This window comes from Mesorhizobium sp. P2_D1, from assembly GCF_056404455.1.
The window spans coordinates 94,683-109,392 of record NZ_JBFUDZ010000010.1 but is presented as its reverse complement, the minus strand read 5'-3'; the positions used below and the strand labels follow the sequence as shown (position 1 = coordinate 109,392).

General features: G+C 59.1%; 16 protein-coding genes. 10 read left to right on the top strand and 6 right to left on the bottom strand.

The window, feature by feature from the left end:
- Positions 1-5 precede the first annotated feature (5 nt).
- Complete coding sequence (locus AC1D0I_RS10690; protein WP_477394934.1) at positions 6-530, top strand: hypothetical protein; 525 nt, start codon at positions 6-8, stop codon at positions 528-530.
- 154 nt (positions 531-684) lie between these two features.
- On the opposite strand, the gene AC1D0I_RS10685 is transcribed toward AC1D0I_RS10690, so the two are convergent.
- Positions 685-1,044, bottom strand: a complete 360-nt coding sequence (locus tag AC1D0I_RS10685) for a hypothetical protein (protein ID WP_477394932.1) — start codon at positions 1,042-1,044, stop codon at positions 685-687.
- Positions 1,045-1,561: 517 nt separating this feature from the next.
- Here AC1D0I_RS10685 and AC1D0I_RS10680 point away from each other — a divergent pair.
- The 9 genes from AC1D0I_RS10680 to AC1D0I_RS10640 all read left to right on the top strand — a co-directional run bounded on the left by AC1D0I_RS10680 (position 1,562) and on the right by AC1D0I_RS10640 (position 11,065).
- Entirely contained in the window at positions 1,562-1,903 is a 342-nt protein-coding gene (locus tag AC1D0I_RS10680) for a hypothetical protein (RefSeq protein ID WP_477394930.1), read from the top strand.
- 1,263 nt (positions 1,904-3,166) lie between these two features.
- A complete protein-coding gene (locus AC1D0I_RS10675; RefSeq protein ID WP_477394928.1) occupies positions 3,167-3,787 on the top strand; it encodes a hypothetical protein in 621 nt (206 codons plus the stop codon).
- 211 nt (positions 3,788-3,998) lie between these two features.
- A complete protein-coding gene (locus AC1D0I_RS10670; protein WP_477394926.1) occupies positions 3,999-4,886 on the top strand; it encodes a hypothetical protein in 888 nt (295 codons plus the stop codon).
- A gap of 80 nt (positions 4,887-4,966) precedes the next feature.
- Entirely contained in the window at positions 4,967-5,119 is a 153-nt protein-coding gene (locus AC1D0I_RS10665; RefSeq protein WP_477394924.1) for a hypothetical protein, read from the top strand.
- A gap of 301 nt (positions 5,120-5,420) precedes the next feature.
- Positions 5,421-5,843 carry a hypothetical protein gene (locus AC1D0I_RS10660; protein ID WP_477394922.1) on the top strand — a complete coding sequence of 141 codons (423 nt, stop codon included), beginning with the start codon at positions 5,421-5,423 and terminating at the stop codon, positions 5,841-5,843.
- Positions 5,844-6,392, top strand: coding sequence for a hypothetical protein (locus AC1D0I_RS10655; protein ID WP_477394920.1), 549 nt, complete (start codon positions 5,844-5,846; stop codon positions 6,390-6,392).
- 90 nt (positions 6,393-6,482) lie between these two features.
- Positions 6,483-8,087 (top strand): transposase family protein, encoded by a 1,605-nt coding sequence (locus AC1D0I_RS10650; protein ID WP_477394918.1) that lies wholly within the window; start codon positions 6,483-6,485, stop codon positions 8,085-8,087.
- A 9-nt stretch (positions 8,088-8,096) separates the two neighbouring features.
- Positions 8,097-9,245 carry an AAA family ATPase gene (locus AC1D0I_RS10645; RefSeq protein ID WP_477394916.1) on the top strand — a complete coding sequence of 383 codons (1,149 nt, stop codon included), beginning with the start codon at positions 8,097-8,099 and terminating at the stop codon, positions 9,243-9,245.
- A gap of 2 nt (positions 9,246-9,247) precedes the next feature.
- Positions 9,248-11,065, top strand: a complete 1,818-nt coding sequence (locus tag AC1D0I_RS10640) for a TniQ family protein (RefSeq protein ID WP_477394992.1) — start codon at positions 9,248-9,250, stop codon at positions 11,063-11,065.
- Between the two features lie 503 nt (positions 11,066-11,568).
- Here AC1D0I_RS10640 and AC1D0I_RS10635 read toward each other — a convergent pair.
- The 5 genes from AC1D0I_RS10635 to AC1D0I_RS10615 form a co-directional block, all read right to left on the bottom strand.
- Positions 11,569-12,183 carry a hypothetical protein gene (locus tag AC1D0I_RS10635; protein WP_477394914.1) on the bottom strand — a complete coding sequence of 205 codons (615 nt, stop codon included), beginning with the start codon at positions 12,181-12,183 and terminating at the stop codon, positions 11,569-11,571.
- Between the two features lie 4 nt (positions 12,184-12,187).
- Complete coding sequence (locus AC1D0I_RS10630) at positions 12,188-12,709, bottom strand: hypothetical protein (protein ID WP_477394912.1); 522 nt, start codon at positions 12,707-12,709, stop codon at positions 12,188-12,190.
- Between the two features lie 43 nt (positions 12,710-12,752).
- Positions 12,753-13,724: a DUF3592 domain-containing protein gene (locus tag AC1D0I_RS10625; protein WP_477394910.1), complete on the bottom strand. Its 972-nt coding sequence runs from the start codon at positions 13,722-13,724 to the stop codon at positions 12,753-12,755.
- 146 nt (positions 13,725-13,870) lie between these two features.
- Positions 13,871-14,497 carry a class I SAM-dependent DNA methyltransferase gene (locus tag AC1D0I_RS10620; RefSeq protein ID WP_477394908.1) on the bottom strand — a complete coding sequence of 209 codons (627 nt, stop codon included), beginning with the start codon at positions 14,495-14,497 and terminating at the stop codon, positions 13,871-13,873.
- A gap of 17 nt (positions 14,498-14,514) precedes the next feature.
- A complete protein-coding gene (locus AC1D0I_RS10615; protein ID WP_477306230.1) occupies positions 14,515-14,676 on the bottom strand; it encodes a hypothetical protein in 162 nt (53 codons plus the stop codon).
- Between the last annotated feature and the right edge of the window lie 34 nt (positions 14,677-14,710).

Here is a 14,710-nt window from a genome sequence, read left to right as displayed (position 1 = left end):
AGGTGATGGAGAGCAATCCGGTTGTCGTTTCCAGCATCATCGAAGATGCTTTCCTGATATCTTGCCTGGTTCTCGCGCTGCAGAATGCAGAACAGGTCATCGATAGAAATTCAGAGGTCGATATCTTCCTGGACGATTGCCAAACCAGTATCGAGAGCATGCTCCTTAAAAGGCTATTGGCCACCGCTGGTTTGATACGCAACGTAGTTTTTGAAAAATATACAACAGAGATGAGAAGCGACGAATGGCGACGGCTCGCCGAAAGAGATGTTGGGTGGCTTTCCACGGATGGGCGAGAGCCCGCACCGCTGCTTTTCCGAGATAGCTGCAACAAAATCCTGCATCACCGCGACTATTCCTTCCCAGCATCAGATCAGGTATCTCACATCAAGGCGCGGTCGAGCCTCTCCTTACAGGACTGCGCACAGTTCTCTGGGGCGCTGCAAAAGAGCGAGTGGCACGCAATCATCAACCTACACCAATTTGCTTCAGCTGCTTATTTTTGCGCCGATATCGATAGCAGGGTTTGAAATGGCGCCGTATTCAGCATCAGAACTCAAGTATGCGCGGCCAATTGCCAATGCTTTGATCGACTGCGGCGATTTTCGCCAGTGGTTTATGCGGGGCACGCCATATGAGGCTGGGGCATTCGAAGCTCGTGCTCTGGTGGAGGAGCATCGAGGCTTAAGAAGCCCCAAAATAAAGAACCCGTTCTGGTTCAACTGTTTTTGCGGCAAGTCCAACTGCGCGTGCCGTATTGGAACCGGAATCGAGACGGATATCCTTCTGATTTTCGAGTTTACGGCGGGTAGTCGCCTCGGGCTGCACATCGAGGTCAAACCACCCGGAGAGGCGCTTGGGAATGGCCAGGCTGAGTCTTATCCAAGACGAGCTGCATGCTGGGCAAACGCGGCGACGCGTCCCAAGACGGTCCCGCGCCATGAACACTTTCTGACTGTCATAGCCTGCTCGCGCGACCTTCGATGGGATAGATCGAAGCAGACCTTCGAGAAAGAAAGGTACCACGATGAGATCGCGCGACATCTGTCGCCCTATCCTGAGGTGTAGGTCATGCAATTGTCGATGAAGGACCGGGATGAACTAAACGAGTTCTTGCTCGACGAAATCCCACGCGGTCGCAACCTCACAAGAAAGGACCTAAACGGCGCCGCCAGCGGGAATCTTTTCGGACTACTCGACATCCTAAACCGACCCCTGAGGCGCAAGCTAAAGGACCGTCAAGGTTTGGTCTCTGCGGCACGCGATCTGGGCTTCGCAATTGAGATTGGAATGGGCGGCAGCAGTCGCGGCGCGGTTGTTTGGGAGTACATAGACTTGCCGCCCAAAGACCGGAGGTGAGGAGGTTCTCGCGATGCGTCCGTAGCGGCGCTGCGGCCATAACGCAATGATGATTTGCTGAAGCACATGGGAAAACTTGTCCTTCTATATCGTCTGCTGGCAATTGCCGGTTTGGGATATGTCGTCGTCCAAGTGATTGCAGATCGGAAGCCGCCACCTTTTGAGGTCCGGTCGACGTCAACAGGACATTCGCTATCTGACGATGAAGCCGACGAAGCATATCGGGAGTATCGAGACGAGATGTCTTACCGATACCGATGACTTGGCCTTCAGGCGGCGTGCCACCGCAACCAAGCCGCCTCGGCCTCTCGCCGGTAGCCATGGCAAGTTCCTATTGTTGAAGGGAACTCCATGGTCGGATCGCGGTCTCTACCCGCTCAAGGCCTATGAATACCGCGCCATCTCAGAACCAGGCGACACTCCCGCGAAGCGGGTTCGTGCATGCGGCGCAACCACGACCTCCAGCGCGGTCGCCGGCGACGTCAGCTTTCAGGAAACGGCCAAGCTGATCTATACGGCTGACATTGGGCGCATTGCCGCCTAGCAGCCTAGCAGTCTATGGCCGAGAGCGGACTGGCAGCTAGGGACAGGCCGCCGTGTTTTTTGGCTGGGGAAATGGCCGGCGCGGTCGCCGGTGAAAGCATTGCTTAAAAATCGCGCGGCCATTGCGGCTCTTTGAGGGATTGCCGCCTGTGGAAGCTAGAGCCCGGCAACAGGCCGAGCACCGCCTGTGGAGGGCCGCTCCCGAGAGCTGCCAGGTCCGCTTCACCCTCAGAACGACTCGTTCACATTTTTTTCGCCAAAGTTGGTTCTACCTCAAGGTGGCCAGCCAAGTCTTAGCACCCCTTGGTTGCAATTCGCCCGCCCGATTTCGATCATGCTCTGTTCCTTCCGGCTCCCTGACCATGACCTGCGACCCTCCTTTATCATTTCACTGCTGGTGCAGGACTCGCCGACGAACCAGTGGCCTCCACTGTCGAAAGGCGAGGACATCGATTCCTTCGGCCCCGGGGGCAGCGTCGCAACCAGCTACAGGAATCGATAGCATTGCCGACTTGCCGGCGGCAAAGGGTCGTTTCAAGCTCTGGTGGCGGATAGTTGACACCGTTGTCAACATTTACAGACGCCAATAATTTTGGTCCCATCCTGCGCCTTCTTCGACAACGCCACGGGCGCCATCACACGCCGCGAGTCCTATACGACCGTCGCAAGATAGCTGGTGGTTGACCAGTTCGTGTCAAAGCGCGCCGAACGAGCAATGCCGAATCGAATCCCTATTCATCGATGTTTTGGGGGCAATTCGCAGATCGTGGCCGTGCCAGCGAGAGAGGCGCCGGACTCCACTTCAGGGGCGCAGGAACGAATCCTGCAAACTACAAGCCACCCCCGAACCGGCCCCAGAAATCCGGGGTCAAATGACCTGTTCAGCCACCGGATTGCGAAACACTGTCCGTGAAGCCGCGGTACTGCCACGCCGGTCCGTTTGAAGGTTTTTCCGCCCGAAGTCCCAAGGCTTGCCCCATCAGGTAGCGGTCGTCTCAGATCTTAATCACATCTTTGTCGCAGCTAAGTAACTGCGCGGTAAAGGATTCGCGCCGACGGAGCCAAAGGATCCATTGACTGCACTCAAATTCAAAATAAGGCCGATTTCTTCGAAATTAAGAAGTCAAGTCATTTCGAACTGATCCATAGTTTTGATTAAGATCCGATCCATCATTGGCATTGTTACATTTGTAAGACTGTGTTACTTGCCAACATTTTCGATCCGGTCATATGCATTCGTCGCCTACACGTTAAGGAGGATGAGATGAGACCAACTGTTCCCGAGTTGAAATATGAAATGGCATGCGTTGTAAGTGCGCGTCAGAAAGATCGCCTCCTAATCGGTGCGTCATCGGTAAAGTCATTCATTGTGGATGCAAGCATAGTTAGTCTGACTTGGCCTTATAACTGTCACCGCACGGCATCCTTATGGCTCGACGAGACGATCTATCAGACCCTTTTTGTACCTAGCATTGTTCTTGGTGTGATCAATCGCGGTAAATCAAAAGTACATCATGAACATGAGCACGTGATGGAACTGACAGAATGGCGGAATTCCCTTCCCCGACGTGGCTTCACCTTCGTGCAACCCCACGGAGAGATCGAGAAGATCGTGAGCCGGATGAAAAGTACAAAAAGGCTCAACAACTTTTGGATGACATCACCCCGGGCCAAGAAGAAGAAGATCCCGCAGGAGATCCATGTGGCAGCCACGTCCGTTGCTCTGGGAATGACGATCGTTAGTCTTAAGACCAGAGGTTACCAGTGCATAAAGGATACGGGATTTGACCTGCCCGGGTGGATCAACCTGGATGACCCTGCTCAGTCTAGGGTTTTTGACCCTATCCTCGGGCAATACGACCAACATCAGGCCCGCTTACACTGATTGGGTCGGTCGAGGGAGCGAACCCCTGGGCTCCTCCCTTGTCACCACGAATAGATCGAGGCCGACCGGTCGCAGTCATCAAGCGTGATGCGTAAGAAAATCTCCCCTCGACATCTAAATCCGCAGCTCTCCCGCCTCACTTAGGTTGGATCCTCGACAAGACCGCAATGCGCGTGAATGCGCCCACCTGAACGGAAGGAAAACTACAACGATGAACACGCCCGACAAAATCCCCGCGCATGACGCTCCGATCTACCGCATCGGTGAACTGKATCGATTTACCATCGTAGAAACCCCCTATACCTGGATCAGCTCGGATGCGGCTGGCCACGTTCTCGCTCCGGAAAGATTTCCGGAGCGGCTCCAGGGATTCTTGCACTCGGAGTTCCACGAACTCATCCAGAACGGAGGCGCCAGGATCGAAACGGACTTCTACGCCCCCGTCAACATTGCACGCCGCAAAGCCGGGGTGGGAGACGTCCCAGAAAAGGAGGCACAGTGCGCGCGGTTCAATGCGGCGATCTGTGACGCATTCCTTGACAGGCGTGAGCGCGGTGAGGACGGCGCCAGCCTTTCCGACGCGTCGCTTGCGCGAGTGCTTCCGGAACTTGCATCGGAAGCGGTGCTGGGCACGAAAGGGGACCGTTTACCCGGACTATTCAGCCTGCCCTCCCCGCGCGCTTTCCGTCGACTGCTCGAGACGTACGTGGAGTCGAAATACCAGCCGCTCGCGCTGGCATCCACGGGCTTTTCGAACCGGAGTGAGACCCCGACGTTCGGAAGCCATGATTTCCAAGTATGGAATGAATTCGCGGCCATGTACGCGGGACCCGGAAGGCCGACTATGGCCAACCTTTTCGTCCTCCTGAAGGCTGCTCTCCACGAATGCAATCTCAACCGATGCCAGCAGGGTCTGCCACCGCTCACGGTTCCTTCCCGGAGGACCTTCGAGAGGTTCATTCGACGCTGCCGCGATCCATTTGCTTCAGGTACTGGAGCACCCTCCTTGGCGCCGCTTCCGGGGTCGACCGCTGAAGAAGTGCGCCAAGTTGCCAGCAGGCGAGTTGACGTAATGTTTCGGTTTGCAGCAACCCGCTGAGCCCTTTGCATACCCACCCCAGTAAACACGATTCAAACTGTACGCGGTCAATCCGCGTCCCGACCGAAAGGAGAACTTCGATGAACAGATCACGACTTGTGCTGGAATATATCCTGGACCGCCGTGCCGGCGTCCTTGATGACTATTTCGTTCCCGAGCAGACAACCTACCTTACCTTGCCTCCGCATCGCAAACGTGAGACTGCCGACGGGACGTCGGACTGCGCTATATGAGGCTCCCGCTTCCCGTGAAGTACCGGAATCGATCAGTTCCAGGCCGCCGGCTCCATCCAGCGGCGTGAGGGGGCCCGCCCGGAACTCAACCGGCTCGTACCGCTCCTGGGCGCCAATCTCCGAGCTGGACCGGGTCATTACCGCGGAAAGTCTTGGCGAAAGGCGGGTACGCAACGTCCTGCTCGGCCGGAGAGACCTTAGGGATCTGCGCGATCAATGGCCGAAAGTCACATTTCGCGACCATACGGGCAAGCTCCGAACCCACACTTTCGACTACTGCGCGCGGTACGATTCGGGCCTCGTGGAGGCCATTGCGGTAAAGCCCTCTAAGAGAGTCGACTATTGGCCGCGAACCGAGGCACCCTCCCTGAGGGAAGCGATCCGGCGGATCAATGAGCAGGGAGCGGTCCTCCCCTTCGCGCACCGGGCCATCATCCTGACCGAGGAGGACGTGTCGGATGACGATGCCCACAACGCCAACTGGCTGCGCCGGGCGCGCAGGTTCCGGGTCGAGGAGGACGTGCGGGAGGCGCGTCATGCGCTGCGCGCGCTCGGAAACCGCTTCCGTTTTCATAATCTCATCCGCGGTGCCGAGATCGAATGGCGGCGATCGCACGCCGTCTGGGCTTTGATCGATGACGGCGTCCTCGTTGCCGAGAAGCCGGGGGCGATTATCGACCGGTCGTGGCTGCGCGTCGCGGTAGCTTCGAAGGAGGTCATGTAGATGTTGCAGCATCTCCTCCCTCCGCCACCGCCCCGGGTGCCTTTTTGGAAGCTCGATCCGGACGCGCTGTACGGCATCGACGGATGCGACTATCGGCTGCTCGAGTCCAAGGACCAGGTACACAGCTTCCAGGCCACGGGGAGCCCTTACAAGACCATCTCCCTCAGCCAGGATGAATTCTACTGCAAACACGCAGACGGTGAAGCCCGTATCGAACCCCGTTACCTGTCACGGCAACGGGCCTATCTGAGGACCCTCAACCGGGACTTCATGGTTTCCGACCTGTTGCCGGCGGAACAGGAGCGCGTGCTCTTTTCCTACCTCCTCTGCCAAGGGTTCGAGAAGCTTCTGGGCGAGAAGCAACAGGGTCTGCGTTCCGGGAAGATCAACCTGGGGAAGACTTGCCTCTCCTTGCTTCTGCCGCAGGTCCAGCAAGAGATCGTGGACGCTCACAACGTCAAGGCGAGAAAGGGTGATTCCTTGCGTTTCTCCGGCAAGCTGCCGTCGGCCAGGCAGTTCGTCCGCGACTGGCGCAAATACGAGGCGTGACGCGCCCCCGCAGCATTCGCCCGCCTCTACAGAGGGTCAGCGACACGCCGGAAGAACTCAAATCCGCACGAACTGCACATCCGGTGCCACATGCAGCGTGCCTATGCCTCCCCAAAACGACCGACTGTGGCTGCGGTTCTGAAGCGCTACGTCGGGATAATCCGCCGCATCAACCGGGGACTGAAGGCGAAGGGGCAACCGAAGCTGAAAGCGATCAGCCGCAAGACCTTCGCCAAAGGCATCGCGGAACTCGATCCCTTCTATGTGGTGGTAATGCGCGAAGGCGAAAAGGCCGCCCTCGCCCGTTTCGCGAACGGCTCAGGCGGATACGGTCTGTTTCGCCCTCTCGAGCGCGTGGAGGCCGATGAATGGTTGATCGATCTCCAGACCCTGCTCGTGGAGCTTGAGATCTGGATGACGATGACCCCGCAGGAGCGGGATGCTGTCGCGAGGAGCAGGCTTTGGGTCACGGTGTTCATGGACACTGCCACCAGGTGCATCCTGGCATTCAAGATCCACGAGCGGGAACCCTGCGGGGACACCGCGGTGGACGTTTTCGAGCTTGCACTGACGGACAAGTCTGCGATCGCCGAGTATGTCGGATCGGGTGCTTCATACCCGTTCTGTGGAAAGATCGAGACGGTCCTGCCTGACAACGGCTCGGCTTTCCGGAGCACCCAATTTCTGGTTGCCTGCAATGACGCAGGCGCGGAACTCCTTCTACCGCAGGCAGGGAAACCTCAGGCGCGAGCGCATCTCGAGCGCTATTTTCGCACTTGCTCCGACAAGGCCTTGCACTGGTACAGCGGCAGGACATTCTCCGACGTCGTCACCAAGGGCGATGCCAAGCCCGAAGCGGAGACAACCGTTCCCGCCCCCGCATTTGCCAGAGGGTTCTTTCGTCAGCTCATCGATGATTACCACCATACGCCTCACAGCGGGCTTGGTGGACAGACGCCGTATGACGCCTGGATGAGCCAGACGAAGAAGTATCCCCCCGAACCGCCACCGGACCCATGGCGTATGCGGCGGATCTTTGGCCTGGAGTTCAAGAGGAAGGTGGACAAGCTCGGAATCAGGTTCCTTGGATTCCAGTACAACTCGCGCCCCGTCCAGAAGCACTTCGGCGAGTACGTCATTTTCCGCATCGCCCGCTATGACGTGTCTCAGATCACATTCTGGGATGGCGTGATGTGGACCGATGTCGATAGCGACCTGCCGGTGCCAAGGGGGCTGACGGTCTACGAACTGGAGCAAGCTCAACGCGAGTTCGCAGCACGGTTTGCCGGACGCGAGGAAATGCATCTGGACTACGTTGCCGACGCCGCGAACGCACTGCGCGAGATCGGAGAAGCGGCAGATCGGGCGGCGGTCGTCAGTCCCTTCGCAGACCGTGCATCTGAGCGCGCCCGACTGGACCGCCTCGACCGCGAGCGCTTCGGTTTCAGGATCACCCAGCGCAATCCCGACCAGTCCGAGAGGCGCGTCCTTCTCGACCTGACAAAAGCACCACCAAGCTCCCAGCAGGTCGGAATCTACGACGTTCCGCCGGGGTGGCAAGACGCGTCGTCCAAACCCGATCCGGACCGCTACACCATCAAGGGGGACGAGGCAGAAGAAGTCAGCAGTAATGACCCATCATATTCGGGCCGTTCGGAAGCAATCGAAGATGAAGATGACATCGACTTCGAATAGGAGGTGAACATGTTGCAACAGAAACACGAGCATGGGATCAGCAAGCCAGTTGGTCGCAGGAATTCCCTTTCCCGCCTGCGTGACAGTATGCCCCCGGAAACGCTTGCTCGCGTGGACCGGATGGCACGCATCAATCGAGGCTACGTTGTCCGGCCAATCGACAGAATCCTCGAGAAGCAGGTGAATGCGATGATCGAGGGACAGCTGGTCCTTGAGAGGCAGCTCAATGCGATGAGAGAGGGTCAGCTGGCGTTTCAAACCAACCAAGACTACGCCGCATCGGAAGCGTTCAAGTATCGGGCCATCTTCGTGATCGGCGACTCCGGCTCCGGCAAGTCAACTGCCATCAAGCGCATCTTCGCCCGTATGCCGGCCGGACTACAACCCTACGAGGATGACTTTGGGCAGAAGATTTGTCCGACGGATTCCTTCAAAGCCCCCAAGCCGCTCACAATGCGGCTCCTAGCGAAAACCGGGCTGGAGTCGATCGGCTACACCATCGACCGTAATCGGGCAGAAAACGAGATGTGGGACCTCTACCGTCAGCAGCTGGAGGAACGCGAAGTTCTTTGGGTCCACATCGACGAGATGCAGCACGCCGTAAGGGGTAGCGGCCACGCTGCCATGCAGGATATTGCAGATATCGCGAAGAACCTGCTTCAACTCGAGGACTGGCCCCTCTGCGCCATCTTTTCAGGGGTGACGAGCCTCGCGGCATTCCTGCGGTTCGAAGACACTCAGCTGCGAAACCGCTGCTTCGTCCTGCCATTCCTGCCACTAAAGCCTGGTGGCGGAACCAAGCGGCTGAAACGGGCCGTTGAGGGTGTTGTCACCGTACATGCGGAAATGCAGACTGCCGAGGTCATTCTGACGGATGAGTTCGTCAACCGTCTCATGCACGCGACATGTGGAGCCTTCGGGACCGCGATCCAGGTCACGCGCGAAGCAATCTTCATCGCGCTACGCGCAGGGCGCGAGCAGCTACTGCCGGAGGATTTCGTACAATTCTACGCAACCGCTTCAGGATGCAAGCCTGACGAGAACGTGTTCACGGCGCCCAACTGGCAGCTGATCGACCCCGGAAAGGCCATCCACGACTACATCGTCAGGTTCGAGCAGGAAGAAGAGGCGGCCCGAAAAGCGCGGAAGCGGGGGTGATCATGCCGCTGATGCGAACCGTTCCTTTCGATCCTCGCGAGACGCCGCGCAGCGTAGCCGCGAGACTTGCGGCGGCCAACGGCGTCCCCGCCATCGATTTTGCGCGGGATATGAGGTTCTGTCTTGCAGCCCTCGACACCGGAGACACGAAAGCACTAGCGGTGCTTTCACAGCTGGCCGGCATCCCTGTTGCGAACTTGAGATCCACTGCCATCCTCCGGCGGGAGGACGGGGTCTGGATCGGAGCCCAGAAGCTGAGCCTGCGCAACGTCGCCCAAAACAGACCGCGCGTCTGCCCTGTCTGCCTTCAGGAGGACCTCGAGGGCGGCATGGAGCCAAAGCTCGAGGCGCGACCACGGTACCGGGTGACCTGGACTGTACCGTTCGTGCTCACTTGTCCGGTCCACCGTTGCCTACTGATCTCGCCTAGAGAGCTTACCATGGGCTCGTCATCCAGCATCCCGGATTCGATGCGCCGACATCCTAGCTGGATCCATCGAGCAGCCAGATCCACGACCGGCGCACCTGCCTCACCACTTGAGAACTGGCTGGCAGAACGGCTGGCTGGGAGTGAAACGGCAGCGGGGTTTCTCGAACAGCTTCCGCTATACGTCGGAGCGAGACTTGCGAATGTCACAGGCTGGTCTATGGCGCTCGGCGAGCACGTCCCGTGGGAAAGCCTCACCGATATCGAAAAGGTTGAAGCGGGAGCTGCAGGCTTCGCTCTGGCGCAATCCTCGCTGGAGGAATTCCTTGGCGAGATTGGCGAGAGACGAAACAGCACGACGCCAGTCACAGCAAGACCCAAGAGCCGCGGATTCATGGCCTGGCTGGGAGGCAACATCCAGAACCCAGACTACGCGCCATTGCTGGATTGGGTCCGTGAGCATGCGATCGATCATCAGCCTCTCGGTCCGGGAGACACGTTTCTCGGCCCCATCACTCGCCGAAGCCTGCATTCCATCTACTCAGCGTCGAAGGAACACGGGGTGCATCCGAAACGCTTGAGGAAGCTTCTGGTGCAAGCGGGCATCGTCCATCCGGATACGACCGGCCTGTCAGATTCCCAGGTCGTGTTTCGGGTTGAAGCTGCACACCATCTAATCTCGGCCGCGGCCGAGGAGATCATCGGCGAAGACGCTCGGGTATATTTGGGCATGACCCGCGTGCAGTGGGGCCAGATCCGTAAGGCAAAACTCATCGACACCCTCTTCCCGGAAAGCGACGAGACAAGGCGGGCGTATTCCAGAGCCGAGTTGGACCGGTTTCTTGGGAGCGTCCGATACGAGAAGGGTGAAGGCGCTGACCTCGTTTCGATCGCCAAGGCAGTTAAAATTGCCGTTACCGGCTACGTCGACGTGGTGCGGCTTCTTCGCGACCACCGCCTCGACCGGGTCAGCATCGATACTTCACGCAAGGGCTTTGCTGGAATCTTGGTCGATGCGCATGAGGTGAAACGAGAAGTTCCCAAGCCTGCCATGGCTGGGCTGACTTCAAGACAGGCCGCGCAACGGATCGGCGTAGCCATCGAGACCGTGCATGCCCTGACGGAGCTCGGCGTCCTGCCGTCCGCTATACACCAGACATATGGCGGGGGACGGAAGGCTCGCCTCGTCCGTCCTGCGGACCTTGCCGCCTTCCTTGTTGAATACATTCCGCTATCGGAATTGGCAGACCGGCTCAACGTCAGTTTCTGGCCAAGACATGCCTGCCGGATCATGGAAGCGGAAGGTGTACTTCCGGTTTTCGACCGTGGGATGATCCGCACGATAATTTATCGACGTACTGACGTCCTTCCAATCCTGGCGGCTTCGACATGACGGTCAGATAGGTCATCGCCAGCACGCATGCTCGCTATTTCCAACCCCGCCTTGAGCGGGGTTTTTTTGTGCCCGAAGGAACCCTGCGAAGACAAACCTTAAGTCACACTGGAGACAGCTTGGTTCGTATGTGGCGGAAAAATCCCAGTAACATCAGCGTCGCCATCGTTTCCAGAGACAAACCTTAGGTGCATCCACAGAGACGCTAGTCCAAAACGCAACGTTATCGGCCCGGTCGTAAGATCGGGCCGAAATGTCTTAAGGGTAGCGATCAGGTGCGTCTTCCTTCTCCCCTTGTGGGAGAAGGTGGCCGAGCGAAGCTCGGTCGGATGAGGGGTGCTGGAAGGGTCACCGCCCAAGCCGTAAAGATTTAAAATCATTCGATATTTTATAACGCCCAGTTTCTTCCAGCACCCCTCATCCGTCTCGACGCTGCGCGCCGATCCACCTTCTCCCACAAGGGGAGAAGGGGAGAGTCGCCCGCCCAATCCGGATCACACTCCCTACCCCGACGGCAACACCTGCAGTGTCTGCTCGTCAAACAACGGCTCGTCCTGACCTATGCGGACGAACAGCAGCTTGCGCGCTGCCCCAGCTGGTACCTCGAAATACTGGATGCCGTCGGGCATTTCACCCCAGTCGCCGCAGGGCGGATCGGGTATTTCGTTGGGATCGGCCTTCGCTTCCAGCTCTTTCGCATAAGCAGCGTCGGGGCTGAATGTGTAGCGTTTGACGCCGGCGGGCACGGTGCCCTCCGTGTAAGGTGCCAGAACGCAGCGGGCGCTGACGGCCTTGTCGGTCTTTTCGCGGAACAGGCGCTGCAATGAGGCCTCTGCGGTTTCGCCGGACTTGATGTCATACAACTCGACAAGAGGATCGGCCGCGCCGCCATCGCTGTATTTGATGGCGAGAGCGTTGCCGGTGAATTCGAAGTGGATCTGGCGGAAGCCGAAATCGCAGCGCTGCACCCAGGCGGCAAGCCCGAGAGTTTTGTCCGTAAACTTCTCCCAGACGCATTTGTCGATGGGCGGGCGCGACGGAGCCGGCTCGTCCGCACGTGCCACGGCCGATACCGCCACGCATCCAAACAGGGCACAGGCCCAAGTGATCGATCTCATGGCGCTATTCATCGCTGCATCCTGTCAAAGTAAAGGCGTCCCATGCCGAGCCATTGGGATTGGCGTTGGCGAAATCGGCCCATTCGGTGAAAGCGGCGCCAAAATCGGGCAGCAACAGCCCCGTCGGCGCTGGTGTCGCTTCGCTCGAATTCAACTGCTCGGCGCCGCCGCCGGTCAAGGCATAGACCTGTCCATCCCATATCCTGCACAGGCCGCTGCCATCCTGCAGGCCGGCTTCGCGGTCGTCGTCGGTGCAGGTGTGGCGGATGGTGCCGAGCGGAAACGAATTCTTGCCATTCGTCCAGGTGATGTCGGCTGGCAGGCGGGTGTCGGTATGGGGAACGGTCAGCGAAAACACCTCGGCCGTCAGCGCGGCCGGTTCGTTGGCGAGCGGCCGAAATTGCATGACCGCGCCCGAGCGCGGTTCCCGATAGGTGGCATGGCTCAGCAGGCATTCCCCGGCACTCGCCGTCTGCAGCGGGACGAGCAGGCCCAGGAACACGAAGGCCAGTTTGCGAATGATCACCAGATGTCTCCGGGAGAGCGTTGTGAAAGCCAAAAGCCTGTCCTCACACCAGCCCGACCAGAAAGGCAGCGCCGCCGAGAAATCCTGCCGAACAGACCCACAGCAGCCAGAGCCCGCGCACCCGGCATTCGAGCACGGCCGAGCCGGGGTTGGCGGGATCATAGTGCACGTCGACCTTGCTGCCCTCGACATAACGACGCACCTGGCCGCCGACGAGGCCGGGCAGCGAAGCCGTGACCGTGGCGCCGAAGGTGACGCGGTCGGCGCTGTAGCGTTGGCCGGCGACGCCATAGCTGTAGACGATGCGAGATTTGAAGACGGTGCGCCAGCGTTGATAGCTTGAATGGCTTCGCAGCGCCTGCAGACCTGATGCATCGATGCGGCCGGCGGCGACCGGCCATTTTGCCGCCTGCTCGGCAAGCGACTTCTGGGCAAAGCCCATGCGCAGGGCGAACAGGCCCATGAACAGCAGCAATGCCGCGGCACCGAGGTTTTGCGGTTTGGGCAGATGCGGCCGGATCGCCTCGAGCAGGCCGCCGACGGAAAACACCAGAACCGCCGTGCCGATCACCAAACCGGCCGAGAGCTGGACCATGAACTTGAAGGCACCATCCGGCATGGTGCGTTCGATTACGGCTTTGCTCGGGTCGGCCGGATTGTAGAAGACGGTCACCTCCGCGCCGCGGGGAAACTGCGCAAGGGTTTCGGGGACTTCAAAGTTCCCCAAATTCTCCTTGACGCTGTAGCGCGAGCTTTGAAATTTCTTGCCGCCGACTTTGTATTCGAAGGTGATGGCCGGGAAATTGCGCATCTCCGTGGTATCGGTGCTGTCCGAGCTAGCGCCCGAGCTTCTGACCTCACGCGCCTCGACGCGTGACGAGATGATCTTTCCCGGCGTCGGCAACCAGCGGCTGAGGGTCTGCACCTCACGCCATTTCACGAAGGTGATGAGCGACAGCATGCCGGAGACCGCGCAGGCAAAGCCGACAAGCAGAAATTTGAGTTCCAGCTCCACCCTGATCCCCCCGGAGTGCAGGAACAGGCACTAGACAGCACTGCGGCGGCAATGTCTCGCTTATTCGCAAAGGCGAGAGATGAGCGATGGGGCGTAACGCTCGCCCCTCTCCTTCTCCCCTTTGTGGGAGAAGGGAAAAGGTCCCTTCACGACGGTCTCACGGCCAGGAACGTGTTCCACTCTTCGTTGTTGCGGCCGATGTTGAAATCGTCCCTGATAAGGACCAGCCCGGCGCTTTCGATGCGGGCCGCAAAGTCGTCCCTGCGCCAGTAGACGGTATGATATTCGCCGCTCGTCTCGCCATCGCCATTGCGCATCGATACGAGGAACGCGCCGCCTGGCCGCAGCGATCCGGCTATCTTGGCAAGGACCTGGTCGGTCTGGTCGCGAGGCATATGGATCAGGACGCACAAGGCCAAGACTGCGTCGTAGGGGCCGCCGAAATCATCGGTGATGAGATCGAGCATTTCACCGTGCTTGCCGCGCGCGGCCTGCAGCTCAAGAAACCGCCTTGTCGCGTCGGTGCGCCGAACCCTAGCGCCCAAGGTCTCCAGAAAGTCGGCGTCGTATCCCGCTCCCGACCCGACTTCCAGAATCTGGCCGCCTGTGCCGGCGATCGCCACGAGGCGCCTTAGCGCTGCCTGCTCTCTCGGGTTGGGAACATGCCGCACGATTGCATCATACTGTTCCGCATAATCCTCATAGGAGGAGATCGTTTGACGGCTCTTCGCCAGGGCCTCCGCAGATACGCTCGTCTTTTCCTCCCGTTGCACCGGTCAATGCACGCAAGTCAGCGGGTGCTGCCGGCAGAGGCGTGTCCGTCGAGCACGCCGATATCGCGCAGGAAATGATCCGACAGCGCACGCTGGTCGAGCACGCCGCGCGTGCGGGGTCTGAACGGAGCGGTGAAGAGGTCGAGCACCGGACGACGAAGTGTGTTGTAGAGGGTCATTGCCGTGTCCTTTCGGGTTCGAGTTGATGACCAG